The organism is Vibrio cortegadensis, assembly GCF_024347395.1.
Taxonomy (GTDB): domain Bacteria; phylum Pseudomonadota; class Gammaproteobacteria; order Enterobacterales; family Vibrionaceae; genus Vibrio; species Vibrio cortegadensis.
This window is the reverse complement of record NZ_AP025473.1, coordinates 799,112-824,473: the sequence shown is the minus strand read 5'-3', so window position 1 is coordinate 824,473 and position 25,362 is coordinate 799,112. Positions and strand designations below refer to the sequence as shown.

General features: G+C 42.8%; 19 protein-coding genes and 2 pseudogenes. 12 read left to right on the top strand and 9 right to left on the bottom strand.

Going from position 1 to position 25,362, the window contains the following annotated elements:
- Positions 1–38 precede the first annotated feature (38 nt).
- From OCV39_RS17970 to OCV39_RS17950, 5 genes are all read right to left on the bottom strand, one after another.
- The gene (locus tag OCV39_RS17970; protein WP_261889591.1) at positions 39–1,415 is read right to left on the bottom strand and encodes a sensor histidine kinase; all 1,377 of its coding nucleotides are present in this window, start codon (positions 1,413–1,415) and stop codon (positions 39–41) included.
- Positions 1,416–1,474: 59 nt separating this feature from the next.
- Positions 1,475–2,383, bottom strand: a complete 909-nt coding sequence (locus OCV39_RS17965; protein WP_261889590.1) for a response regulator transcription factor — start codon at positions 2,381–2,383, stop codon at positions 1,475–1,477.
- 76 nt (positions 2,384–2,459) lie between these two features.
- Entirely contained in the window at positions 2,460–3,146 is a 687-nt protein-coding gene (locus OCV39_RS17960) for a spondin domain-containing protein (RefSeq protein ID WP_017054626.1), read from the bottom strand.
- Between the two features lie 10 nt (positions 3,147–3,156).
- Positions 3,157–3,822 (bottom strand): spondin domain-containing protein, encoded by a 666-nt coding sequence (locus OCV39_RS17955; RefSeq protein WP_390903273.1) that lies wholly within the window; start codon positions 3,820–3,822, stop codon positions 3,157–3,159.
- A 375-nt stretch (positions 3,823–4,197) separates the two neighbouring features.
- Complete coding sequence (locus tag OCV39_RS17950) at positions 4,198–4,791, bottom strand: class I SAM-dependent DNA methyltransferase (protein ID WP_017054624.1); 594 nt, start codon at positions 4,789–4,791, stop codon at positions 4,198–4,200.
- Between the two features lie 164 nt (positions 4,792–4,955).
- Between OCV39_RS17950 and OCV39_RS17945 the strand changes: the two genes are divergently transcribed.
- Together OCV39_RS17945 and OCV39_RS17940 are read left to right on the top strand one after the other, a co-directional pair.
- Positions 4,956–5,834 carry a LysR family transcriptional regulator gene (locus OCV39_RS17945; protein ID WP_261889588.1) on the top strand — a complete coding sequence of 293 codons (879 nt, stop codon included), beginning with the start codon at positions 4,956–4,958 and terminating at the stop codon, positions 5,832–5,834.
- Positions 5,835–6,018: 184 nt separating this feature from the next.
- Positions 6,019–6,921 carry a cation diffusion facilitator family transporter gene (locus tag OCV39_RS17940; protein ID WP_261889587.1) on the top strand — a complete coding sequence of 301 codons (903 nt, stop codon included), beginning with the start codon at positions 6,019–6,021 and terminating at the stop codon, positions 6,919–6,921.
- Between the two features lie 153 nt (positions 6,922–7,074).
- On the opposite strand, the gene yddG is transcribed toward OCV39_RS17940, so the two are convergent.
- Positions 7,075–7,977, bottom strand: coding sequence for an aromatic amino acid DMT transporter YddG (yddG, locus tag OCV39_RS17935; protein WP_371711440.1), 903 nt, complete (start codon positions 7,975–7,977; stop codon positions 7,075–7,077).
- Between the two features lie 200 nt (positions 7,978–8,177).
- Here yddG and OCV39_RS17930 point away from each other — a divergent pair, with 200 nt between their 5' ends.
- Positions 8,178–10,352 (top strand): sensor domain-containing diguanylate cyclase, encoded by a 2,175-nt coding sequence (locus OCV39_RS17930; protein WP_261889586.1) that lies wholly within the window; start codon positions 8,178–8,180, stop codon positions 10,350–10,352.
- A gap of 16 nt (positions 10,353–10,368) precedes the next feature.
- Here OCV39_RS17930 and yjjG read toward each other — a convergent pair whose 3' ends face one another.
- On the bottom strand, positions 10,369–11,043 hold the full coding sequence (yjjG, locus tag OCV39_RS17925) for a pyrimidine 5'-nucleotidase (RefSeq protein WP_113799818.1): 675 nt from the start codon (positions 11,041–11,043) through the stop codon (positions 10,369–10,371).
- 212 nt (positions 11,044–11,255) lie between these two features.
- On the opposite strand from yjjG, the gene OCV39_RS17920 reads away from it, so the two are divergent.
- The 4 genes from OCV39_RS17920 (at position 11,256) to OCV39_RS17905 (ending at position 16,183) form a co-directional block, all read left to right on the top strand.
- Positions 11,256–11,408: a hypothetical protein gene (locus tag OCV39_RS17920; RefSeq protein ID WP_261889585.1), complete on the top strand. Its 153-nt coding sequence runs from the start codon at positions 11,256–11,258 to the stop codon at positions 11,406–11,408.
- A gap of 332 nt (positions 11,409–11,740) precedes the next feature.
- Positions 11,741–12,889, top strand: a complete 1,149-nt coding sequence (yiaY, locus tag OCV39_RS17915; RefSeq protein ID WP_261889584.1) for an L-threonine dehydrogenase — start codon at positions 11,741–11,743, stop codon at positions 12,887–12,889.
- 218 nt (positions 12,890–13,107) lie between these two features.
- The gene (locus OCV39_RS17910; RefSeq protein ID WP_261889583.1) at positions 13,108–14,355 is read left to right on the top strand and encodes an iron-containing alcohol dehydrogenase; all 1,248 of its coding nucleotides are present in this window, start codon (positions 13,108–13,110) and stop codon (positions 14,353–14,355) included.
- Between the two features lie 133 nt (positions 14,356–14,488).
- Positions 14,489–16,183 (top strand): RluA family pseudouridine synthase, encoded by a 1,695-nt coding sequence (locus OCV39_RS17905; protein WP_261889582.1) that lies wholly within the window; start codon positions 14,489–14,491, stop codon positions 16,181–16,183.
- A 54-nt stretch (positions 16,184–16,237) separates the two neighbouring features.
- Here the strand turns inward: OCV39_RS17905 and OCV39_RS17900 are convergent, their stop codons facing one another.
- Both OCV39_RS17900 and exaC read right to left on the bottom strand, forming a co-directional pair.
- Complete coding sequence (locus tag OCV39_RS17900; protein ID WP_017054614.1) at positions 16,238–17,314, bottom strand: threonine aldolase family protein; 1,077 nt, start codon at positions 17,312–17,314, stop codon at positions 16,238–16,240.
- 215 nt (positions 17,315–17,529) lie between these two features.
- Entirely contained in the window at positions 17,530–19,050 is a 1,521-nt protein-coding gene (exaC, locus tag OCV39_RS17895; protein ID WP_261889581.1) for an acetaldehyde dehydrogenase ExaC, read from the bottom strand.
- A 279-nt stretch (positions 19,051–19,329) separates the two neighbouring features.
- Here exaC and OCV39_RS17890 point away from each other — a divergent pair.
- The 5 genes and pseudogenes from OCV39_RS17890 to OCV39_RS17875 all read left to right on the top strand — a co-directional run.
- Positions 19,330–20,937, top strand: a pseudogene (locus tag OCV39_RS17890) (sigma-54-dependent Fis family transcriptional regulator); the annotation flags it as partial.
- A 45-nt stretch (positions 20,938–20,982) separates the two neighbouring features.
- Positions 20,983–21,129: pseudogene (locus tag OCV39_RS21220) on the top strand (helix-turn-helix domain-containing protein); the annotation flags it as partial.
- 161 nt (positions 21,130–21,290) lie between these two features.
- Entirely contained in the window at positions 21,291–21,905 is a 615-nt protein-coding gene (locus OCV39_RS17885) for an NAD(P)H-dependent oxidoreductase (RefSeq protein ID WP_136995956.1), read from the top strand.
- Between the two features lie 3 nt (positions 21,906–21,908).
- A complete protein-coding gene (locus OCV39_RS17880; protein WP_261889579.1) occupies positions 21,909–23,828 on the top strand; it encodes a monovalent cation:proton antiporter-2 (CPA2) family protein in 1,920 nt (639 codons plus the stop codon).
- A 164-nt stretch (positions 23,829–23,992) separates the two neighbouring features.
- Positions 23,993–25,333 carry an MATE family efflux transporter gene (locus OCV39_RS17875; protein WP_261889578.1) on the top strand — a complete coding sequence of 447 codons (1,341 nt, stop codon included), beginning with the start codon at positions 23,993–23,995 and terminating at the stop codon, positions 25,331–25,333.
- Positions 25,334–25,362: the final 29 nt, after the last annotated feature.

Below are 25,362 nucleotides of genomic sequence, written 5' to 3'. Positions count from 1 at the left end.
GAAATAGCGACCCCTTTATTTAAGCCTTATATTGAATTCTATAAACACAAAGGCAGACGAAATGATTGTTGATACATCCCCTTCGTCTGCACTGTACTCAAAGCGCTGTGGTGCAGCATCAAAATTGATTTAATAATTTTAACTCCGATCCCTAGTGAACCACTCTCAGAATCATCTTCTGTTTGATTAATCAATGTGATGTAAAGCGAAGCATCCTTCTTAGCCACATCCACGTTAAGTTCAATAGCTGAACCTTCCGGGCTGTGGCGGATAGCATTTTCAAATAAATTTTCAAATAACCTTGAAAGCAATAATTTATCCCCTTCAATCGTTGGGTAAGATTTATCGTCAAACACCAATGTTAAGTGTTTTTTCGTTAACTCAATCTTTGTGGCTTCTACGACGTCTTCCACCAGTGAGGCTAGATTAATTGGCTCTTGATGATAACTCGGCATGAGGCGTTCTTGCTTTGCCATATTGAGTTGAGTTTGCAACTGTTCTGACAATTTAAGAGCATTTTTATAAGCCACATCGATCATAGAATCTGGCTGTTGCTGCTGGAGCCTCCAAGTCTCTAAATAACCTAACACGCTCGATAGCGGAGTTTTCAGGTCATGGCTTATTTGCATGAGTTGAGAGTGCTGCGCCGACGATTGAAATTCTAATTGTAAGAACTGCTGCTGAATGCGCTTTGCCGCCAATTGATAATGTTGAGCAATCGGTTTTAGCTCTGGGACTTGGTTGATAAAGTTAGGGCTTAAACGGAAATCTTTGTCTGCTTGTTGTTCTAAATCTTTTGTTACGACCTCAATAGGCTTGAGCAGGCTCATTTTCACTAACCAATAAGCGACAATACTGAACCCGACAATCGTGACAAAACCGAGCATTAACGCCCAAAAAAGTGGGGTTCTGGTTTCAGAGTTAATAAGACTGGTATGCTGCTCACTGCCAATAACCACATAGAGATAACCCACCGTTGAACCGAACTCTTTGATTGGAGCCACTGAAAACACTTTGTTTCCGCTCAGATTTCGAGGGTCATCCCCCAAAATCGGGTAAGGTTCCCCCGCAATAAACGCTTTGATGGGTTCAATAGAGATTTGCTTGCTCACGAATGCATCTTTAGGCGCAGCATGGCTGGTTACGTTTCCTGACGCATCAAGAAAATAGATCTCAAAATCAGGTCCAATTAGCATGAGGGTATGGAAAATAGATTTCAGTGCGACAGGGTTATAATCCGTTCCAATCATCAAAGGATTATCGTCTCGCATATGAGCAGCCAGATCTTTATGCAAACTCTGCTTAGTACGTAGCTCCACTTTTATCTGCTGATTTTGATACATCACGGTCATCGCAACGGACGATGCAAAAAACCAAATAAAGGTAAGCAACAGTAAACGGATTTTAAAACTCATGGCTCACCTTATCTTACTGGCCGTAAGCGGCACTGTTATCTTTTGAATAGTACAAACCGTTAATCCATACCATTTTGGAATTTGTACCCCACACCCCAAACCGTATGAATAAATCGCTGGTTGTTTGAGTGAGTTTCTAATTTGCTACGTAAGCGGTTCACGGTGCTACAAACCGTATGTTGATAGCCTTCATATTGAGTGTTCCAAACATGATCTAAAAGTTCGTCCTTGCTATAGACCCGCCCCGGTCGCTTCGCTAAAAAGTGCAGCAGTGAAAATTCAGTCGCCGTTAACGCCACGGTACGTTCAGCCAGTTTGACATGATGCTGTTCAGGACAAATAAACAGTTGCCCAAACTGGAGTTGCGCCGATGGAGGTAGGTTTGCATCATCCCTTTTTTCACTCAAAGAGGCGTTATTTGTTGGGTGGGGATCTATCGCAGAGTGGTCTACCAAACGGGTATCTGCTGAGGATTGATCTTCCAAAGCATTATCTATCGGAACATCACCTATGGGCATTTGGTTGGTGAGTTGTCTATCGGAAGTGGTTTCGGGTTTTTGTTGTGATCGTTGACTCATCAGCTCTTGCCTGCGAAGAATGGTTCTCACTCTGGCTTGAAACTCTAGAACACTAAATGGCTTGGTCAGGTAATCATCTGCACCAGACTCTAACCCTTCCACCTTATCCACCTCAGAATCTCGCGCTGTCAGCATTAAGATAGGAATATGGTTTCCCTGTTGCCGCAACTCATAACTCAGCAACAAACCATCACCATCGGGTAAACCTCTATCCAAGATCATCAAAGAAAAAGAGTCCGATTTCATTAATTCTTTGGCTTTAGATAACTGATTAACACGAGTAACGCTGTGCCCTTGAAAACCTAAGTGCATGTGAATCAGCCCAGCTAAATCATCATCATCTTCGACAATTAAGATGTTCACTGGCGTAATCATTTCAGAATTTAGCATTCCCTTCCCTCATTCCTGCAACCCATCAACATGACCGGAATGAAGGAGGAAATATTTCACAAAATGATAATTAAGGTTACTTAACTCGGGTAATGATCAGTTTTGCCCCCGGATTTAAGAAGCGATGTGTCGCATTCAATGCAGATGCAGCCAACCCATCATCTTGACTTATAACGCCGGAATGAAAGGTAACGATGTCGTTATCATCTCTTGCGCTGTTAAAGCCTTCCCCACCGCCTGCGGGGCCCGGAACCGTCGCCGCAGTTTCGGAATTCGCTTCCGTTCCCGAATCCCAAACATCCATAGACATGGTGTAACTTTGACCAACACTAAACCCTGTTGTTTTAAGATCGGTTTCCCCGACAAAAGCATCATTGGTATTCACCAACATACTTGCTAAAGAGAGATGCGACGATTGATAAGGGTTAAGCGTGATCGACACAGTGTCTGATGCTCCCGGAAGAATTAAACCCGCCCCCGCCTTAGCTTGATACACATCACTGTTGGTATTGACTCTATCAAGCAGCATGCTGTTATCACCAGACTCAGCCAACATCTCCAACGCAACAGAAGAGGCTTGCCCAATATTAAATAAGTGATAATCACTGTTATGCCCAAGAACAACCAAAGGCGACATTGGCTGATTGGCCGTTTGGTTCTCAACCGTGATGGTAAATGTTTGGATTAGGTCTTTATCGGAGTCATCAGGACACCCTGCTAATAGTCCCACCGAAGCCGCAAGTATTAATGCACGATATTTCATAGCGAGCTCCTTAGTTAACCGTAATTGTCAGAGTCGCCACAGGATTTAACCAACGATGACTGCTTGAATCTAGGTCGCTCTTACCACCCGTTGCATCGCTGTCCCCAAGGTTCCCAGGATGAATATGAACTTTACTATTAGTCACCGCTGTTTCAACTCCCGTTCCGTTTAAACCAAAAGTGATAAATGGAGGGTTTGGCATACTTGCCGCTAATTCATCATTCGCTTCAGTACCAGCATCATAGCCATTTAAGGAGACTTTATAAGTGCCCGGTTCTGTCGGAATTTTCCAGCTATCTAAACCAACAAAACCATCGTTCGTTGGTAGCAGCATCGCGCCTAATGAAAGATATTGATGAGAGCCAGTATCAATTGAAACAGAAGCAGAGACGCCCGGATTCAAGATCCCTGATGCTGGATTTTCTTCCACAACCCCACCAGCGTTCGTCACAGCAGATGACAATCCTGAAATATCACCACCCTCTGCCATCGCCTCTAACTCAGCACTTGCCGATTCACCTGTTTTAAATAGCGAAATAGTTGAGTCATGCGCGGCAACAAGAATTGGTGTGAAGTAAATACCTTTAGTGGCATTAGTCAGCGTAATGTCCAAATCTGCGGCTTGTGTGCTAACACTTGAAAGCATACCGACAACGGCTAAAGATGCGGTCATCATTGGGGTGAGTTTTTTAGTATTTTCCATGTTCTGTCCATCCTATGTTTCGAAATAAATTGTTTTCGACACAATGATGATGGTTGTGAGATCTAGCAGCACCCTCACATAAATCTCATAAATTTCTCACAAGCGTTATTTTATAGAAGAAAATCCATTATCAGCACGAATAACTTTACAAATATAACCATAAAACAATTAGTTATAGAAAAATTGAATAATAGAAAAACTGAAGACTGAAGACTGAAGACTGAAGACTGAAGATAAATTGCCGCAGTCACTTTTAAAAAGCAACTGCGAAACAATTCAATTATAAGGGAAGTATTTTCTTAGGTATTTAGAGCGACGATACTCAACTCGACGATATTGAAATCAAGGTTACTGAAACGCACCTCTTCGACCGACACCCATGACCACTTTCTGTGCCCCTTTGCCTGCATCAATTTCAAACGGAACTGACACTTGTACATCATCAAAACCAGCGGCTGATAATACATTTTCAATTTTTTGTACGCTGAGACCATAGTTAGCATTTTCATCTTCAACTAACCAATCCCAGTGAACAAACAGACCATCATCTTCCAAGAGAGTATAAATTAAGCTCACACTATCTTGGAAATTTGGGAGAAAACCACATACTGATGACGCCACAACCAAATCAAATTGACGTCTAAACGCAGGGTGCTGCGCAGCTAAACCTCGTGACAGCAGGTCGACAACAGGTTCAACATTAGGTAACTCTTTTTTGTCCAACTCTTCTACCATTGCTTCAGACCCGTCTATCGCGACAATGTCTTTGACTAGTGGAGAGAGTTTTTGGCTTAATAAGCCCGTACCACAACCAAAATCTAATACACGAACATCTTCAAGGTTTATGAGCTTTTCCAGCTCATTGAATACAGACTGCGAAAACTGCCCCGTAGCTTGATCTTTTTCCCAGTTAACTGCGTATTCATCCCATTCGTTTGCCATCATGGCCTCCATCGTAACTTCTTGTATTCGGGAACTGCCGATAGAGTAAACCAAAATGATTCCAAGTTCATAGCGTTATTGCCCAATCTTTTGCACAAATCTGTCGTATGCAACATAACGATAATTAAGTATTCTAGGTGAGTCGTATTTATCTAGGTATATTCATGAATCTTTCTCAAGTTCAAGCATTCTGCACCGTTGCCGATCTTGGTTCCGTTTCGGAAGCTGCTCGCCAACTTGAATGCAATCGTACTAAGCTCAGCATGGCGATTAAAGCGTTTGAGAAAGAACTCAATATTCAACTTTTTACTCGTAGTGGCAACAATTTAACTTTATCTGAAGCCGGTAAAGCCATTTATAAAGACTGTGAAGATTTGTTGGTCACTGCGGCAAGAATCAAACAGACTTGTTCTCATGTTTCAGGTGAGTTTAATGCGGAGATTTGGATTGCACGCGATGACTCTTTGCCTGATGAAATGTGGCAAGAGCTGTCGCTGGATCTCAACAAGCGTTACCCCTCAACTTCATTTAATATTGTTTTGGCATCGAGTGGTGATCTCGCCAATTTAGTTGAGACCCAACAGGTAGACTTTGCCTTCGGTGTCGATTACGAACGAAACAATGATCCAAGGATCCGCTATCACCCATTAGGTAAAATTCGCATGATGTCGGTGTGTCGAGCCAGCCACCCTCTCAGTAAAATGCGCCGGGTCTCCGATGCTAACTTACGTAATGCGATGCAAGTCTCTATGAGCTATCTCAACGAAAAAGATAACCCTGAACTTCAACCTTTTTCTCTGCGTTACCTTGGTTTTTCGAGTTTTGATTACATGCTCAATACCATTTTAGCAGAGGATGCATGGGGGGTATTACCTGAGCCACTCATTCGCCATCATCTCCGCCAGCAAGATATTGCGGTCATTAAACACACCTATGGTCTAACGCAAGAGGATTACTGCATGTTAACCGCCGCAGGTATGGCAGAGCACCCAGGGATGACTTGGCTAGCCGATAAATTGAGCGATTATCTCTTCGACTTCTAACTAACGCGGTATAACCATCAGTCAGCGTCAATTTTAATGACAGCCAAAATTCCACCTAACCATCTGTTTATTAATGGTTAATTAGTTATCTCTTTCAATCCTCTATGATATCAGCCAGATACCAATTGTATATTTAGCCTAAGATGCGAACAATGAAGGCGTGTTCCCAATTAGGATTATTTGTATGTGTGCTAGGACAAACCAAAACGAAAATCGAGTTCTTATCTTTTCAGCCCTTTTAGCATCAGGCTTTGCTATTGGTGGTTTAGTTCTTGGTCTATTGGTTGGCTCCTTAGTAATCGTATTTGACGGTGTTTATTCTCTCGTCAGTTTACTGTTAACATTATTGTCACTCGCCGCATCCAAATACATTCAAAAACCGTCTGACGCCTCTTTCCCACATGGCCGTGCCGTTATTGAGCCCATCGTTATTGCGATCAAAGGAGCGGTAATATTAACAGTCGTTGGCTTTTCTCTTTATTCGGCAATTATTGCGCTCTTTAATGGTGGACGCGAAGTCGATGCGTCGATTGCGACTCTGTTTGGCGTAATCAATGTGGTCGGTTGTGGTTATGCGTGGTGGTATATTGCTCGTAAGAGTCGTACTTTCTCGTCTGGATTGATTGAAGCGGAATCTAAACAGTGGCAAATGGACACGCTACTCAGTGTTGCGGTTACAGCAGGCTTTGTGGTAGCATGGTTAGTGACATTGTCACCTTTCTCAGCTTACTCTGTTTATGCTGATCCCATGATGATGGTGTTGATGTCGTTCTACTTTATCAAGGTACCTTTTGATATGTTGAAAGGTGCAGTCCGTGAATTGCTCAACATGGCACCAAATAGAGAGATTTGCGATAAAGTTGATGAAGAAATTAACGCCGTGAATAGCGACAGCGAAGCTAATGCAAAATTGGAGTTAGCAGGCGTCACTAAAGTGGGACAAGAATTAAGAGTGACGGTTGATGTCCACTCTTGTGCGAGTAATAGCATTGCTGCAACCGAGATTGCACGTACTCGAAAAAATTTGCATCGCCGTTTATCTACTCTTCCTTTTGAGCTTCAGCTAAACCTAAATATTGCGAGCTAATAGATTTCACCGTCTCGCAATGACTCAGCACGCTAACAAGCCAATATCTAATGAAGAGCAGTATCTAGTGAAGTGCAGTATCTAATTACGAGCAATTTCTAGTGAAAAACATAAGCCTCACCTTAGGCTTATGCTTTTATTAAATTTAATGAGTTACGCTTTTATTGACTTATCTTTTGTTACCCAATAGCACACCAGAGATCCCACCGTCACCATTACAACACCTTGCCAGAAGGTAGAGCTTAAAGAGACACCTAAAATCAGCGAAGACAAGAATGTTGAAAATATAGGGGTAAAGTAGGACATGGTTGCCAATAGCATCATATTTCCACCAATTATGGCGATATTCCAAAGCGCGTAACCACTTCCCATAACCAAACCAGCCAACAAGAGATCTACTCCGGCACCTAAGCTAAATGTCATGCCTGCCTCGTCACTCAGCCCATATTGGATCCACAAGACGATTGCCGTTGCCGAGAAAAAAAGAGTAATGGCATTTTGACCATTAGCTAAACGTTTAGTTAAGTTGCAATAGATCGCCCATATGATCGCCCCAAAAAACGCCATAGCATAAGTGGCGGGGTTCGTCGCGACGTTAGCTACGATCTTACTGATCGTCAGTCCATCGTCTCCACTAATGCTCCACGCTACGCCAAAAAAAGCCAATATAATGCTAGGGTAAACAAGCCAACTGGTTTTTTTAGGGCTAGTAAGCACAGCAAATAACACCGTGAATGCAGGCCATAAATAATTGATCACCGCCATTTCCATTGCTTGTAAACGATCATTTGCCATACCAAGCGCTAAGGTTAGGAAAATCTCATAAACAACAAACAAGCCTCCTCCAACTAAAACATAAGAGGCTGATAATCCTTTAAGTTTCGGAGGCCCCATGACCAGTAATAAAAAAATAGCACTGACGGTATATAAGCAAGCAGCACCTCCTACAGGACCTAACTGTTCAGTGACATTACGCGATAGAGCCGTTAAACAGCTCCAAAAGAGAATGGCAGCACAGCCAAAGAGTGTAAAACGATATTTAACAAACAAAAGCATTCCCTTTAAATTATTTCACACAAACAGTACACATAAGCGTAATGCTTACTGTATGACCTTGTAAATAAGGTGGTTACTTGGATAAATGCTGAAAAGTAATCATCAACATAACGGCTTCTGCATCAAAATATTAACAATTATCGCTTTATTATATTGATCACACTGCATACAATCGTCTGGATCTAGAGAGGACTCTTAAAATGCTCGTGTCATACAACTTTAAACTTTATCTCAATAACAGCTTACAAACTATTATTGATGCACCTTCTTGTCAAAATGCAAAAGAGATATATCAACAAGTTGAGCAATACGCAAAAGCCAATAATGTTGTCATTCCGACCGCTTATGAGCTGTTCTTTTCTGGCTACATTCTTTATCGTCAGGGGATTTTTAACCGAGCCCTTAAAACGCACATTCATGCTCTCGATCTCGCACAGCAATATCGCTATGTCACATTAGAAAACTCTCTACACTTTATTATTGGTTTAGCCCTGTACCGTATCGGTGATAGCAGTAAAGCCATTGCATCACTTTCGAATGCCATCAAATGCAAAGAGCATAACCAGTCCAATCTAGCGTCTCGGGTCTACAATACATTTGGCATGCTCTTTCTAGACGCGGCTGACTACGATCAAGCATGCTCTTATTTCGCTCTTGCGTATCGAGAAATAGAACATCAGGAATGCATTAGCTATACACCCATTGTGACGAATTTAGCTTACCTCCATGCCATTCTTGGTAACACAGAGAAAAGCGCTCAATTATTTTCACAATTTAAGCAGAACCTTGAAACCTACCCCAATCAATTAGGGCAGCTATTTTATTACAGTGCTTACGCATCCTATTTGGAGATCAAACAGGACTACTCCAGTGCTCTAATCTATTTTTTCAAAACCATAAAATGTGCAGAAGAGATAAATGACGATGTTCAAATGCTAAACGCGATTGAAGAATATTGTCTGTGCTTGCTCCATCATTTCCCGGATAGAGCACTTGAACCCTATTTATCACATGGAATTAGACTTGCGAAACAGTTAGGAAGCACCGCAACCATTCAAAGCTTTTCCAATATCATATTTAGGCAAAGTGAAATGATTGGTTCTGAACATTACAAATACCAATTGATTAAGCGGGCCTACGAGTTACAAACGCTCTCCATTGAATTGCATACGAAAAAAGACAAAAGCTACCTTTCACAACTTTATCAATTAAACTCAGATCGAGTTAAGCTTGAGAGTGCGCAATCTATTGAGTCTAACCTTGAGCTAATTGCCTCTATTGGTGAGTACATCGCCTCACATAAATCGATGGATGATCTCATCATGAGGTTATACGACGACTTAAGTTTAGTGATGCCAATCAGCTCGCTTGCGTTAGCCACTTATCATGCCGATTTACATATCTTGGATTATTCCCATTGCGTGGTAAATGGGCGTTTATTAGACGCCTTCACCATCAATTGCAACAAGACACAAACACTAAGCACTTATTGTATCGAAACTCGACACTCGTTTACTCATGGGCAATTTAATGACCGTGTTTTTGAACAATTGACTGGAAAACAACCTGAATCTATCGCTTATGTAGATGACAAAATTGAGGATGAAGAAGGTAAGTTTCCATCCATCATTATGTTGCCTCTAATACTTGATGGTCAGATCCTTGGTGTTATGTCGGTACAGAGTCAAAAAGAGTTGGCTTATCGAGATTACCACCTCTCCTTATTCAAACATTTATGCTCATACCTGACGGTTGGATTGCAGAATAAAGCGCAGCAACGACTTCTGATACAGCAGCAAGGAGAGCTTGAAAAGCTGGTGTTGATCGACCCTCTCAGTGGTTTGTTCAATCGTAAATCTCTTGTTGAGTCGATCATTGAGCAAACAGAGGCGGTTAAAGGAACACAGAAACTTGGTATCTTGTTAATCGATATTGATTACTACAAGCAATACAATGATCGATACGGACACTTACAAGGGGATAACGTACTTGTCACCTTAGCCAAGTTACTTAGTTCGCATTTCGACAAACCAAATCACAAAGTATTCCGCTATGGGGGAGATGAGTTCTTGGTGCTACTGCCTGCAGATAGCAGTGAAACTATTATTGAATTGACGACCTCACTACAAGAAAAAACAGAGCAACTTAATATTGCTCATGCAAACTCTTATTGTAGCGATCGAATAAGTTTTTCGATCGGTGGCGCTATTTTTGATGTCAATACACTGAAAAACAGCAACGCACACTTATTGATTCAAACCGCTGATGATGCGTTATACAAAGTAAAAGCACATGGACGAGCACATATGCATATCGAAGATACAACTGATATTGAAGACACAACCGACATAGAAAGCTTTGCTGTTGTGCCATAAGCGGCACAACAGTGAGTTACCCTAGCAAGATGCCTTGCAATTCAGACAAAGATCGAACCTGGTAATTAGGGTTGATATGTTCAGGTTTCATCGCTTCAGCTGTATTCAGCCAACATGTCTCAATTCCAAAGTTTAACCCACCAAGCACATCTGAATGCGGGTTATCGCCGACCATCAACACTCTCTGCTTTTCTGGTCGACCGATCAGGTTATGGGTATGTTCAAAAATACCAATATCAGGCTTAGCGATGCCCACTTCTTCTGAAATAACCACATGAGAGAAGTAATCACTCATCCCTGTTCGTTCCAAACGAATGGCTTGCAGTTCAGTAAAGCCGTTCGTGATGATGCCCATCTTCACTTTTCCATTTAGGGCTTCCATCAACTCTTTTGCTCCGGGCAATAGTGTACAAATATCGGCCATCGCTTCTAAGAATGCACTATTCAATGCTGCCGTTGTTGTTTCTAATTGATCGGCCCAACTCTGAAAACGAGTGTGCTTGAGCTCGCTTGCTGTAATAACACCATTTTGGTAATCAACCCATAATGGCTGGTTCACTTCTTGGTAGACCGCAAAATCTTGCGCATTGAAATCAACGCCCAATCGAGAAAACATAAGCTGCATTCCTTTAAATGCATCAAAGTGGAACAGCGTTTCATCCGCATCAAATAAAATCCAATCGTACTTCATGTCGTTTCCCTTATTTTTATTGCGCTGTAGTGTAGTTGTTTTTTACTGAATGTTCTTCTCTTCAATGATTTTCACGACCTTAAAAACTGTGAGCAAAGATCAAAAACATTAAACCTAGTTGAAAAGCGCAATAAGAAATGATGCAACGCAACTTATGCAACTGACTTAGCCTCTATAACGTAAACTAAATTCAGCTGTTATTGGAGTCCAATATGAAGCATTTTTTACCATCATCCGTAATGTTAACGCCTTTTGTTGTAAAGTATTATGATTCGGAATTAGATGACCAAGAAGATGAAGAGCAAGAAAATGACAGTGTCTGCCCCAGTGATGAAGCGCCATCGGATATGAATAACCCGACATAACTTGCTCAATAAAAAGCCATAATTTGTTTTAAATAAAGAGTCGCATATTTTATGCGGCTCTTTTTTGTGACTCCTATAACACTATGATAGCAAAGGGTAATATCACTTTCTGTTGGTTAACCGATTGCGTCTTATCAATGTCAATTTTCATTTTTGTACCACGTAAAAAAACCAACCGTTTGCTTAGTGAGGGGGCTCACACTCTATTACTCTAAAGTGGTAGTACCTTTTGTAAATTGTCTCAGATCAAAAATGAAAAGTCCCCCTATGTGACAAGCTAAACCCAATTCAACAACTATACAAAATTCAATATTTACTAACGGAGTTATCCAATGGCTAGTGCATTTTTCATTCCAGCAATTAACTTAATGGGCGCAGGCTGCCTAACTGATGCAGCTGACAGCATCAAATCTCAAGGCTTCAAAAAAGGCCTAATCGTTACTGATAAAGTGCTAAACCAAATTGGTGTTGTGAAACAAGTTCAAGATCTTCTTAACGAACGTGAAGTTGCTACTGTTGTATTTGACGGAACTCAACCAAACCCAACAACTGGTAACGTAAAAGCGGGTCTTGAACTGCTTTCTGCAAATGAGTGTGATTTTGTAATCTCTCTTGGTGGCGGTTCTCCACACGATTGTGCTAAAGGCGTAGCTCTTGTTGCGGCTAACGGCGGCGAAATCGGTGACTACGAAGGCGTTGACCAATCTGCAAAACCAATGCTACCGCTTATCGCAATCAACACGACTGCGGGTACAGCTTCAGAAATGACTCGCTTCTGCATCATCACTGATGAAGCTCGCCACATCAAAATGGCTATCGTAGATAAGCACACAACTCCACTTATCTCTGTAAATGACCCAATGCTAATGCTTGCTAAGCCTGCTTCTCTAACAGCAGCAACAGGTATGGACGCACTGACTCACGCAATCGAAGCATATGTTTCTATCGCTGCAACGCCAATCACTGACGCAGTAGCGATTAAAGCGATTGAACTAATCCAAGCGCACCTACGTACAGCAGTGGCAAACGGTGACGATCTTGAAGCTCGCGACCAAATGGCTTACGCACAATTCATGGCGGGTATGGCATTTAACAACGCTTCACTGGGCTACGTACACGCAATGGCACACCAACTAGGTGGTTTCTACGACCTTCCACACGGTGTATGTAACGCAGTACTTCTTCCTCACGTACAACGCTACAACGCACAAGTATGTCCTGAGCGCCTACGTGATGTTGCAAAAGCAATGGGTGTTGATGTTGAAGGTATGAGTGCTGAAGACGGTGCTAACGCTGCTCTTGAAGCAATCAACGTACTTTCTAAAGATGTTGGTATCCCTGCTGGTCTTAAAGACCTTGGTGCGAAACTAGAAGACATCTCTGTTCTTGCTGATAACGCACTTAAAGATGCTTGTGGTTTCACTAACCCTAAACAAGCAACGCACAAAGAAATTTCTGCAATCTTTGAAGCTGCTATGTAACGTTTAGTTACCCTTGCCCTAATCAAAGCCCTGAATTCTGTTCAGGGCTTTTTCATTTCATGCCTATATTCGCGTCCGATTTCATCTCTACTTTGCATTGCTAATGCTGCCAATTCACAATAAAACTGTGCTTGATTACAAATAATTGCGCTCAAGAACTAACCAACTCTAATTCCTTTGTTATTGTTAATTGAAATAAAGCATAGCAAGGACATCGAATGCCGACTCAAATACAGCTTTTTGGATACAAAAGTTACATGAAAGCGCTCAAAGTAGCGGCGAAAGTGATTCCTATGCCTAAGCCCACACTATTTACGGGCGTGGGATCATCGATAGAGTTGTGTGAAGCGATATCACTCATTGGGATAAAAAAGCTACTGCTTGTCACAGATGAAAGCATTGTTCGATTAGGCTTACTCAAACCGATCCAACAGGCACTTCAAGACAGTGGTGTGGAAATGGCCATTTTTAGCCAAGTCCAACCCGACCCTACCTATTTACAAGTGGAAGCAGGGCTAAGAATTTACTTGCGCTGTGAGTGTGATGGTATTCTTGCGGTTGGAGGTGGCTCGCCCATAGATACCGCCAAAGTCATCGCGGCAAAAGTTCATAACCCAAAACCGATTCATAAACTTGCCGGATTGTTTCGAGTATGGAAAACCCCTTCCCCTCTATTTGCAATTCCAACAACCGCTGGAACTGGATCTGAAGTGACGATTGCCGCCGTGGTGTCAGATCCGGACTCTCATCAGAAAACGCCTTTAATTGATCCCAAACTTGTTCCCATGATGGCCGCTCTCGATCCTAGCATCATGGCAGGTCTTCCCCGCCCAATCACGGCGGCGACCGGGATGGATGCGCTCACTCATGCGATTGAATCTTACCTATCTATGAACGCGACAAATGAGACCAACGGTTATGCGCTAGCAGCGGTCAAACTCGTCATGACAAACCTACCCCTAGCCTATGAAAATGGTGAAAACTTAGTGGCCAGACAAAACATGGCTATAGCGTCTTACTACGCTGGCCTTGCCTTTACGAAAGCGAGCTTGGGTTACGTACATGCTATATCCCATAATCTCGGTGCGTTATACGGTGTGCCTCACGGGCTTGCAAACGCTATTGTTCTACCCTACGTTTTAGACTTTTCCCAACATGCAGCACAGCCTCAATTAGCGGAACTATTTCGCGCCACCAGCAACTCAAATGAAGAGATGTCAGAATCAGAACAAGCGCAAGCTTTCATTCAACTTGTCCGACAATTGCAGCAACAATTAAAAATCCCAGCAACGCTAGATATGTTGGTTGAAAATGATATATCACATTTGACGAAACTTGCTCTCAAAGAAGCTCACCATAACTACCCTGTCCCTGTTTATATGGGCAAAAAGCAGTGCGAACAACTTTTAAGATCCATGATGACTCCAGCCACTGTCATGGATGAAGCCCTGCCAGAGCCAAAATAGTAACTTGGCAATATAGTGACCTAACAATATCGTGACCTATCTAAAGTGAAGAGTTAAACTTGGCGCCTCACATTGCAGGTGCCTTGTTTCACCATTGCCAATTATCACTACTCGCTCAAAAAGATAGAAAACCATGCACAGCTCAACAGACTGCTTTACCCCTTTCAATCAATCCATTGAAACCTATACTTTTCCTGAGCGTTTTACGTTTCCATTTTACTATCAACCACATCCCTTGTGCATTCTGGCAGCTGAACAACTCCAACAGCATTTGCTCTCTCAAACAGAATGGCACCATAATTTCGGTGTAGCCGAGGATGCGCAAGATCCAGCAGCACCCGCAATAGGAAAAATGTTCGGTGTTTTGGTCGTCGAAAACTCACAAGGCGAGATCGGTTTCCTTTCTGCTTTTTCTGGAAAAATTGCAGACCGCAACTTACTGCCTCATTTTGTGCCACCTGTGTTTGATATGCTCGCTGAAGATGGCTTTTTCAGAAACGAACTGGATGAAGTAACCCAAGTAAGCAACAGATTGAAAGAGTTACAAGCAGATCCCAAAATTGATGAATACGAACGACACCTTGCATCAGAAACAGCCAATTCATTAGCGGAAATTGAAGCTCATCGCAACTTGATGATTGAGGGTAGAAAATCGAGAAAGGAGCGACGAGCTCAAGGTGAAACGAATTTAACCGATGACGACTTTACCGCTCTCAGTATTCAACTGAGCAGAGAGAGTGTCGCAGAAAAAAATCAGCTCAAAGCCCTTAAATCACACTGGCAAGAGAGAATTGATCTCGCGCAGCAGCAATTACTGAGCGTCACGGATCCGATCGTGGATCTAAAACAGACCCGTAAGCAACTTTCCAATGCTTTACAAAACAAGCTGTTCGATCAATATCGATTCTTAAAGATCGATGGCGAAGAAAAAAGCTTAGGGGCGATTTTCAAGCAGATGCCAAACCACGTTCCACCCGCAGGTGCTGGCGAATGTGCGGCACCAAAACTGCTGCAATTTGCTTTTAAACATAAGATGAAGCCTATCGCAATGGCTGAATTTTGGTGGGGCAGCGCACCTAAATCGGAAATACGTCAACATAAAAAATTCTACGCAGCATGTATGGGGAAATGCCACCCCATATTAGGTCACATGCTTGAGGGAATGGAGATTGATGATAATCCACTACTGAATAACCCTGCCGAAGGAAAAACTGTCGAGATTATTTATCAAGATGACGACATCGCAGTTGTAAACAAGCCCGCCGAATTCCTTTCTGTTCCAGGGAAAACCATCGAAGATTCTGTTTATCTACGCATGAAACAACAATTTCCCGATGCAACAGGGCCGCTCATTGTGCACCGTTTAGACATGTCGACATCTGGATTAATGGTGATTGTTCTTTCAAAACGAGCAAACAAAAGCTTACAAAAACAGTTTATCAGCCGTAGTGTAAAAAAACGCTATATCGCACTTATTGATGGTGAATTAGAGCAAGATGAAGGCGTGATTACACTACCAATGCGCGGTGATCTCTACGACCGACCAAGGCAGTTAGTATGTTTTGAACATGGAAAACCCGCCGAGACCAAGTGGCAAGTGGTGGGACGTCAATCTGGAAAAACCAAAGTTCATTTGTATCCAAAAACAGGTAGAACCCATCAACTTCGCGTCCATTGTGCCCATCATTTAGGTTTAAACATGCCGATTGTTGGGGACGATTTGTATGGCTTAAAAGCAGATCGTCTTCATCTGCATGCTGAAACTCTAGAGCTTGAACACCCGATCACAAAAGAAATTATGCAATTTCAAGCTGAAGCTGACTTTTAAAATGGAAAGGGGGAGAGACAGTCACTCCCCCCACTTATTTCAGCCATGCGTTACTTACGCCATTTCATGTACTAGCCAATCTAAAATACTTTTCAACTCTCTATCAGACATTGCTAATAGGCGATCCCCCACATACCACTCTATCATTGACTGATCTGGCAAGGCCGTAATTTGCGGGTAACCGAGCCAAATACCTTTCTCTTCAGCGAGTCGGTTACGCAGAACCAGAGCATTCTCATAGCTAACGGGCAGATAGAAATGCAGCATATTTGCCTGCGGTTGTGATGGGTTTAAAGTGAATAAAGGATATTCAGAGAATAACTGATAGATCTGTTGCGTGCGTTCATATAGAGCAGGCATCTGTGTAAGTCTTTCGTCAAACTGCATCGCCGCAGAGGCAATATAGGGACTGCGATGATAAACATTTCCCCCTTGTCTTTTCATCCACATCGACGCTTTTTCAATAAACGCTTTATCTCCTAATAACAGCGAGCCCCCCAAACCATTAATGCCCTTATACAACGAGACATAAGCGGTATTAAAGCCTTGAGCAATTTCTTGGTAGCTCTTCTGGTAGTACGCCGCACACTCCCACAAACGAGCGCCATCCATGTGTAAATGGATCCCTTGCTGCAAACAGTGATCTTTGACGGCTTGTAACTCATCCCACTTAGGTAACTGACCACCAATTTCACGCATCGGCAACTCGTATAAAACCGCTGCGATATCATCAGGCCAATGAGTAAGATCACTCACTCCCCATGTTCTAAATGGATCGCCAATGGGAAGAATATTAAACCGATTTTGAAGTTGATAACCTTGGCGTTCATGGCAATAGATATGGCTTGAAGGGTGCATCGCGACTAAATTATTGTTCTTCTCTTGGCAAACAAGTTGAAGAGCGGTTGGTTGAGTCATTGTGCCTGTCACAACAAAAACCGCAGATTCAAAACCAAGTAAATCCGCGACTTTTTGTTCAAAACCTTGTATTAATTCCCCTTCCCCATAAATGTCATGTTCAACATTATTCGCTTCACACCACTGAGCCATTTTCTGAAATAGTAATGCAGGCGAAAGCTCCTCATTCCCTGAAACCACCACATTGCACTGAGCACGTAAATCCTTCGCCATTTCTCTGTCCTTATTTATTCAATTCAACAGCAGCAGATTACCATGATCAGATGGAATCAAACATAAAACGTCTTTCAAAAACAGAGGTTAGCCAATGCCATTATTCATCGTTCCAAACAACAAAGCCCTCATCACCATTAACCGATAATGAGGGCTTATTGAATCGAACAATAAATGACTATCTAAACATGAGTATAAGGAGCAAATCGTTCACTCTAGAAGAAACCCAGTGGATTAACATCATAGCTAATCAACAAGTTCTTGGTATTTTGATAGTGATCTAGCATCATTTTATGAGTTTCACGTCCAATACCTGACTTTTTGTAACCACCAAATGCTGCATGTGCTGGATAGGCATGATAGCAATTTACCCAAATACGACCAGCTTCTATGTTCCTTCCCATTCGATAAGCTAAGTTCGCGTCACGAGTCCATACACCCGCACCAAGGCCATATTCGGTATCATTAGCTATTTCCAACGCTTCCGCTTCATCTTTGAAGGTCGTAATTGCAATCACTGGCCCAAATATCTCTTCTTGGAAAACTCGCATTTTATTGTGGCCTGCAAGCATAGTCGGCTGGATATAGTAACCTTTGTTTAGTCCTTCTTCTTGCTGGGCGATCTCACCGCCTATCAAGACTTCCGCACCTTCTTGCTTACCAATTTCTAGGTAGCTCAAGATCTTATCAAACTGCTCTTGTGATGCTTGTGCTCCAACCTGACAGTCAGTGTCCAGTGGGTTTCCTTGCTTGATCGTTTGAGCTCTCGCCACCACTTTGGCAATGAATTTGTCATAAACAGATTCATGGATCAGCACACGAGATGGACACGTACATACCTCCCCTTGATTGAAAAAGGCGAGTAGCATCCCTTCGATACATTTATCTAGATAGGCATCTTCGTGATCAAAAATATCTGGGAAGTAGATATTTGGCGATTTGCCTCCTAACTCAACAGTGGATGGAATCAAACTCTCTGCTGCACATTTCAAAATATGGTGCCCAACATCGGTTGAGCCTGTAAATGCAAGCTTGGCAACACGGTTACTGGTTGCAAGAGCCTGACCCACTTCGGCACCGTAACCATTCACGATATTCACCACACCTGCAGGAAGAAGATCACCTATTTTTTCCATCAGAACAAGAATGGAGGTCGGTGTTTGTTCTGCTGGTTTTAAAACCACACAACAGCCTGCCGCAAGAGCCGGAGCTAATTTCCAAGCCGCCATCAGCATTGGGAAATTCCATGGAATGATCTGCCCAACCACGCCGACAGGTTCAGGGAAATGATAAGTCGCGGTGTTTGAATCTAATTCAGCCGCAGAACCTTCTTGTGCTCGAATGCATCCTGCAAAATAGCGGAAGTGATCAACCACCAAAGGTAAATCTGCCGCAAGCGTTTCACGCACAGGTTTGCCATTTTCCCAAGTTTCGGCCACCGCTAACTCTTCAAGGTGTTGCTCAACGCGGTCAGCGATTTTCAGTAAAATATTTGAACGTTCAGTAACACTCGTTGCTCCCCAAGAAACCCTAACCGCATGTGCGGCATCCAGTGCCAAATTAATATCCGCTTCTCCTGAACGCGCCACTTGACAATAAACTTCGCCATTAACGGGCGACTTATTGCCAAAATACTCGCCGCCAACAGGTTTGACCCACTCACCGCCAATGTAGTTGTCATAATGAGACTTAAAGCCAACAACAGCATTTTCAGTTCCAGGTTGAGCATAAATCATAGTGAGATCCCTCTTTTTTATGTATCCACAATGTGTCTGTTTAATTAATTTATCTTTCGATTTAGTGTTTTAAACGCACTTCAATTTTGCGCTTGTTCATTTTCTATAACGCAATTCACAGACCAAGTTTGCGCCTCTTGTTGTTAATGAATTGTAAAGCTATGATTACCAAACGATAACAAACGACAGTTATAATGGTTGAACACCAGTTCTAAAGCGCAGCTCACTGTTCAAGTGTCCCAAAATGGCACACCCTCACTGTCTCAACTTGGAACAGTCATGGACCTAAATTCAACTCAGCAGATAGATTGGCTAACCTCCTCTTGGAATAGGAGTTCTGAAGCGGGATTAAAACAGCGCCGTCTACCAGAAGATATTCGACTCGCGAAATCTCAAGTTTCCGAACGTAGAGAGATCGTATCGGCACTGATTAGCGCCGTTAAAGAGCATGCTTTACCGCTGTTTAATCAAATGTTTGCTCGAACAGACAGCCGTTTGATCCTCACTGATATTGAGGGCGTGATTATTGGATCGTGGGGGCAAGAGCGCTTTAAAGAGAAACTAACCTCAATTGCACTGGAGACAGGCGTCTGTTGGCGTGAAAATCTCAAAGGGACCAATGCGATTGGAACGGCAATTGTCGAAGCAAAACCCGTCTCTATTATTGGCGATCAACATTTCATTCATCAGCACCGCTTTATTAGCTGTTCAGCCAGTCCTGTTTTCGATTTCCAGGGGAACATGCTAGGCATTTTAGACATCACAAGTGAACAGCAAATCCATAATGCATCCACTCAACTGTTAGTTCAAAATATGGTTCAGCTCGTCGAAAATAACTTGTTGTGCAAAGTGCCGAACGGCTCAGTACGCATGGATCTTGCTCTTGACCAATCGTTACTAACCAGTGGATGGCAAGGGATTGTGATTGCTAATGAAGATGGAAAAATTGTCGCACATAATAGCGTTGCATCTCAGCTACTCAACAATCACGTGATCTTAGGACAGCCTTTAGATTCTGTTGTTCAAACCTATCAAGAGAATCAACCACTCACACATCTGCAAGAGAAATCTGATCTGGTGTATGCGGTTCATTCGCTTAAATCCGCCCCCAAAAGCGTCAAATTGGCCACTTACTCCCCTTCTTGCCCACTTCATGATGGTGATGACAATATTGAACACGCGTGGCAGCAAGCGAATAAAGTCATCAATAAAAATATTAGTTTGCTCATCCTAGGGGAAACAGGTGTGGGTAAAGGTGAATTTGTAAAACATCTCCACCAGCAAAGTGATAGAAAACGGTCTCCACTCATCACGGTCAACTGCGGCGCACTTCCAAAGGAACTCATTGAATCTGAATTATTTGGGTATGCCCCGGGAGCTTTCACTGGAGCTAGCCCAAAAGGTTATCAGGGAAAAATCCGCCAAGCCGATAAAGGTATTCTATTTCTCGATGAAATTGCTGACATGCCATTAGAAGCACAGTGCCGCTTATTACATGTATTACAAGAAAAAGAGGTGGTTCCCATTGGCTCAAACCACTCAACAAAAGTAGACATTCAAATTATTGCAGCAACTCATAAAAACCTTGAAAAACTGGTGTCTACAGGAGAATTTCGACAAGATCTCTTTTATCGACTCAATGGGCTGATGTTCACTCTTCCAGCACTTCACGAACGACAAGATAAATCTGGACTGATTGATAAAATCCATGCCAAGTACAGCTCCGCAGAGCAAACCATTTGTCCTCATTTGATGCAACTTTTGCAGAACCACTCATGGCCCGGAAATATCAGGGAACTCGATAACCTGATTAAAGTGTCTGCTCTCCTTTCTGAAGGTAACACTCTCGTTTTAGATGACCTTCCGAGTCACCTAAAGCAACTATTAATGACGGCATCAGCGCCACACCAACCCTCATCAGAAATAAAAACAGACGATCTAAAAACGACAGTTGAAGAAAAACTCGTACAAACCTTTCAAGCAAATCAAGGCAATATTAGTAAAACATCTCGAATGCTGGGCATTAGCCGTAATACACTTTATCGAAAGCTAAAAAATCTTGGTTATTCAAATAAATAGAACTCTAGATTTGGTGATGTCCCTGTTCTTAATTTCGAATCATGCCCCTTAGCGGTATATATTAAAAATCATATAATTTACACTGTTCATACTTTCTAGAGTTAGACACGACTCATTGCTTACTAATGAGTAAAGAAACCTGACGGGAATGACAAGTAATTATGACAAACAAAAAAGTATTGATTCTATTCGCACACCCTTCCCAACACCGTTCTGAGGTCAACACTCCAATATTCAATGCCGCCAAAAATATTGAAGGGGTCACCACCGTCGATCTCTATCATGAATACCCGACTTTCAATATCAATATTGATAAAGAACAGCGTCGCTTACTTGAACATGATGTGATCATTTTTCAATTCCCACTCTATTGGTATTCAACTCCTGCTATTTTAAAAGAGTGGCAAGACTTAGTATTAGAGTATGGCTTTGCTTATGGAGCCGAGGGAAAAGCATTGAAAGGAAAAGCCCTATTCTGCTCCCTGACCGCAGGTGGTAAAGCCGATGCTTATCAAACCGACGGCTACAACCATTTTACGATTCGTGAATTGCTTTACCCAATTGAGCAAATGAGCGCGATGACCCGTATGACTTATTTGGCTCCCTTAGCGCTATTCGGGGCGCGTACCGCAGCAGAAGAGAGTCGACTTGATCAACATATTAATCAGTGGACTCAGTTGCTCACCGCTTTAGTTAACGACAAAGTTGATATGGAAAAAGCAAGCCAAGTCGAAAAATTAAATCATCACCTTAACGACATCATTCATAAGGACTAACCGATGACAGGCTATTTTCTACAAGCGTTCATTTACTTAGTTGCTGCGGTCATTGCCGTTCCTATTGCTAAGCGTTTAGGGCTAGGCTCTGTATTAGGCTATCTCATTGCTGGTGTCGTTATCGGCCCTATTATTGGCTTAGTGGGTGAAGAGACAACCACCATTCAACATTTTGCGGAATTTGGAGTGGTCATGATGCTATTTTTGGTGGGCTTAGAGCTTGAACCAAAAATGCTATGGGCGATGCGCAACCGCTTAATGGGATTGGGTGGGCTTCAAGTTGGCGGTACCACCGTTGTCGTGATGGGGATTGCACTCTACTTTGGTCAACCTTGGACTATCGCACTCACCATAGGTTTAGTTTTCGCTCTCTCATCTACTGCGATTGTATTACAAACCTTTAATGAGAAAGGATTAAGTAAAACGGAAGGCGGTCAAAATGCGTTCTCTGTACTGCTTTTCCAAGATATTGCCGTCATTCCAATGTTGGCTTTCATACCATTACTCGCTCTGCCAGAATTAATCGAACAAGCTCAAAGCGTCGCCGCCAATGCTGCTGAGCATCACGAAGAACTAAGCCTTGTTGCAGGGCTCCCAGGGTGGGCATACGGACTTGTGATTACGGTTTCTATTGCTAGCGTCGTTGTTGGCGGACACTTTTTAAGTCGTCCACTTTTCCGCTTTGTTGCGAGCTCAGGGCTACGAGAGATTTTTACTGCCACGGCATTAATGTTGGTCATTGGCATCGCGGCTTTAATGAGCTTGGTTGGGCTATCCCCTGCTTTAGGTACTTTCCTGGCGGGCGTTGTGCTGGCAAACAGTGAGTTTAGACATGAATTAGAATCCAATATTGACCCATTTAAAGGACTGCTTTTAGGCTTGTTCTTTATTACGGTTGGCGCTGGCATTGACTTTAGGATCCTACTCGATGAGTTTGGACTCATCATCGGCCTCACTGTCGGTGTGATGGCATTGAAAGCCTTGGTTCTCTACCTGCTTGCTTTCACTTTTCGAATCAAAAACAGTGACCGCTGGTTGTTCACCCTCAGCCTTGCTCAAGCCGGGGAATTTGGCTTCGTTCTGTTGAGTTTCACAGTGCAAAATCATGTCCTACCTGTGGATATTGCTCAGACGCTGTCTCTTGTAGTCGCGCTGTCGATGTTTTTAACTCCAGGGTTATTTATTCTTTTCGATAAGGCTATTCTGCCGCGTTTCCAACAGAAATCGAATCAACGAGAAGCCGATAGTATTGAAGAGAAAGGCACTGTGATCATCGCTGGCATTGGTCGATTTGGTCAAATAATCAATCGAATGTTAGTTTCAAATGGAGTGAAAACGGTTGTTCTTGATCACCAAGCGGATCAAGTTGATCTCATGCGCCAAATTAAAACCAAAGCGTATTTTGGTGATGCGACTCGTCCCGATCTACTGCATACTGCTGGCATTGAAGAGGCTGCAATGATTGTGGTTGCCATTGATAATCAAGAGAGCAACCTTGAGTTGGTGAAATACGTTAAGCACACCTATCCAAAAGTAAAAATATTGGCACGTGCATTTGACCGTGGTCATGGTTACTTATTACGCCAAGCGGGAGCGGATTATATTGAATCTGAAACCTATCACTCAGCACTCGAAATTGGTGCAGAAGCATTGCGCTCACTCGGCCATCATCCCTTCTTTGTAGAGCAACAAAAATCGACCTATAAAAATACGGAAGAAAAACAGTCCGATATTTTATATCAAGCGTGGGCGGATGATTCTGAAGGTGATCGCTTTGATAACAACTACCGTAAATTATTTATGGAGCTTGAAGACAATATCAAACATGCGATGACCAAAGATCGCTCAGACAAACATACACGCAATGAGCGAGGTTGGACGCCACCACCAAAAGGTTACGCCGACGACCTTTCTGAAGACTAACGCTATTAACGCACAAATAGATAAACGCTAATAAACGGGTTTTAAACGTTAATTTCGAATTACTTTTAAAACCCGCTGATACCGAGTCATCCAATTTTCATTCAAGATATCGTTACAAGCATCTTCTATCTAATTTTAGATTCAACCAAAAATATAAGAGTATTATGAGTTCCATCGCAACGAATAAATCAGATTCATCCCTTGCATATCAACTATTTAAAATGACTTGGCCAATGATGTTTGGGGTTCTATCTTTAATGAGTTTTCAGCTCGTGGATAGTGCATTCATTGGGCAACTCGGGGTTTTGCCTCTTGCTGCTCAAGGTTTCACACTCCCAGTGCAAATGGTTATTATCGGGATTCAAGTAGGCTTAGGGATTGCCACGACAGCGGTCATTTCCAGAGCAATTGGGGCGCAGCAAACTCGTTATGCTAAGCAACTTGGTGGTTTGATCCTAATGATTGGCGGAGTCGGTGTTGCGCTGATCTCTGGGATATTGTGGTTGATTAGAGAGCCTCTTTTGAGCTTGCTCAGCGCACCAGATTCCGTTTACCCAATCATTGATAGCTACTGGCCGGTATGGTTAGCCAGTGCGTGGGTCGGGGCTTTCCTATACTTCTTTTATAGTATTTGCAGAGCGAACGGAAACACAATGCTCCCTGGGACCATGATGATGGTTACCAGTGCAATCAACCTGGCGCTTGATCCCCTTTTCATTTTTACCTTCGACCTTGGTATCAATGGTGCAGCTTTGGCAACTGTGGCTGCTTTTGGTATTGGTCTATTGATCGTTGCCCCTCAAGTCACTCGAAAACATTGGGTGAGTTTTGATTGGAGTGATCTCAACATTGCTTCTAGCATTCGCTCGATTACGAATATTATGGGGCCAGCAATGACAAGCCAATTGTTACCGCCTCTCTCTTCAATGCTCGCCACAAAGCTCCTTGCGAGTTACGGCACCGCCGCCGTTGCTGCTTGGGCGCTTGGATCTCGATATGAATTTTTTGCGATCGTCTCTGTATTAGCGTTAACCATGTCAATGCCTCCGATGATCGGGCGTTTACTTGGAGCCAATAAAATTGCCGAAATTCGTCAGCTTGTCAGTATTGCTTGTCGCTTTGTTATTGGATTTCAATTTGTTATTGCGCTGATCACCTTTTTCATCTCAAGCCAACTTGCCGGGCTAATGACCAGCGATGCAAGTGTTGAAGCAATCCTAAATTCTCACCTGATGATTGTTCCCCTCAGTTTAGGTCCATTGGGGATATGCATGTTGATGGTGTCGGTCTCTAATGCCCTTGCGAAGTCATACACTGCCCTTACGATTTCAGCACTACGCTTATTCGCCTTCTTCTTACCTTGTTTATGGTTAGGGGCTCTCGTGGCTGATATACAAGGGCTATTTGTAGGTGCATTAGTGGGGAATATTCTTGCAGGCATAACCGCTTGGTTGATGTATCAAAAGATCATAACCAGAATAGAGAAAGCAGCGGTAAGTGATTAGACTTAAAAAAGTAAACGAAAAAGGAGCGA

Excerpts from the sequence above, each read along its gene's own strand:
- exaC (WP_261889581.1), bottom strand. The coding sequence starts at position 19,050 with ATGATTTATGCTCAACCTGGAACTGAAAATGCTGTTGTTGGCTTTAAG.
- OCV39_RS17900 (WP_017054614.1), bottom strand. The coding sequence starts at position 17,314 with ATGGCGAAGGATTTACGTGCTCAGTGCAATGTGGTGGTTTCAGGGAAT.
- OCV39_RS17930 (WP_261889586.1), top strand. The coding sequence starts at position 8,178 with ATGCTCGTGTCATACAACTTTAAACTTTATCTCAATAACAGCTTACAA.
- yddG (WP_371711440.1), bottom strand. The coding sequence starts at position 7,977 with ATGCTTTTGTTTGTTAAATATCGTTTTACACTCTTTGGCTGTGCTGCC.
- OCV39_RS17920 (WP_261889585.1), top strand. The coding sequence starts at position 11,256 with ATGAAGCATTTTTTACCATCATCCGTAATGTTAACGCCTTTTGTTGTA.
- OCV39_RS17875 (WP_261889578.1), top strand. The coding sequence starts at position 23,993 with ATGAGTTCCATCGCAACGAATAAATCAGATTCATCCCTTGCATATCAA.
- OCV39_RS17880 (WP_261889579.1), top strand. The coding sequence starts at position 21,909 with ATGACAGGCTATTTTCTACAAGCGTTCATTTACTTAGTTGCTGCGGTC.
- OCV39_RS17940 (WP_261889587.1), top strand. The coding sequence starts at position 6,019 with ATGTGTGCTAGGACAAACCAAAACGAAAATCGAGTTCTTATCTTTTCA.
- OCV39_RS17885 (WP_136995956.1), top strand. The coding sequence starts at position 21,291 with ATGACAAACAAAAAAGTATTGATTCTATTCGCACACCCTTCCCAACAC.
- OCV39_RS17945 (WP_261889588.1), top strand. The coding sequence starts at position 4,956 with ATGAATCTTTCTCAAGTTCAAGCATTCTGCACCGTTGCCGATCTTGGT.
- OCV39_RS17950 (WP_017054624.1), bottom strand. The coding sequence starts at position 4,791 with ATGGCAAACGAATGGGATGAATACGCAGTTAACTGGGAAAAAGATCAA.
- OCV39_RS17960 (WP_017054626.1), bottom strand. The coding sequence starts at position 3,146 with ATGAAATATCGTGCATTAATACTTGCGGCTTCGGTGGGACTATTAGCA.
- OCV39_RS17970 (WP_261889591.1), bottom strand. The coding sequence starts at position 1,415 with ATGAGTTTTAAAATCCGTTTACTGTTGCTTACCTTTATTTGGTTTTTT.
- OCV39_RS17905 (WP_261889582.1), top strand. The coding sequence starts at position 14,489 with ATGCACAGCTCAACAGACTGCTTTACCCCTTTCAATCAATCCATTGAA.
- yiaY (WP_261889584.1), top strand. The coding sequence starts at position 11,741 with ATGGCTAGTGCATTTTTCATTCCAGCAATTAACTTAATGGGCGCAGGC.
- yjjG (WP_113799818.1), bottom strand. The coding sequence starts at position 11,043 with ATGAAGTACGATTGGATTTTATTTGATGCGGATGAAACGCTGTTCCAC.
- OCV39_RS17910 (WP_261889583.1), top strand. The coding sequence starts at position 13,108 with ATGCCGACTCAAATACAGCTTTTTGGATACAAAAGTTACATGAAAGCG.
- OCV39_RS17965 (WP_261889590.1), bottom strand. The coding sequence starts at position 2,383 with ATGCTAAATTCTGAAATGATTACGCCAGTGAACATCTTAATTGTCGAA.
- OCV39_RS17955 (WP_390903273.1), bottom strand. The coding sequence starts at position 3,822 with ATGATGACCGCATCTTTAGCCGTTGTCGGTATGCTTTCAAGTGTTAGC.